Here is a 228-nt window from a genome sequence, read left to right on the forward strand (position 1 = left end):
GAACGTTCAAACCGAATCGCTGCAAGAAATGTTCGCGTCCCTGTGTGGTTCCCAGAAAACAATCGGGAACCCGCTACAACAACATATTTTCTGAGCTGATGCTTGGAACGCCGAGTTTGCCCACCCCGTGGGGTGGTGCGTTGAGGCGTTCGGTGGCTTTGGCGAAGGGGAAACACCCGGTCCCATCCCGAACCCGGAAGTTAAGCCCTTCAGCGCCGATGGTACTGC

Annotated in this window: 1 rRNA gene; it reads left to right on the plus strand. The window is 56.6% G+C overall.

Annotated features, from left to right (window positions below):
• Positions 1 to 148: 148 nt before the first annotated feature.
• Positions 149 to 228: ribosomal RNA gene (rrf, locus tag IE99_RS0128665) — 5S ribosomal RNA — on the plus strand; the annotation flags it as partial.

Source organism: Spirillospora albida (assembly GCF_000718255.1).
GTDB lineage: Bacteria > Actinomycetota > Actinomycetes > Streptosporangiales > Streptosporangiaceae > Spirillospora > Spirillospora albida.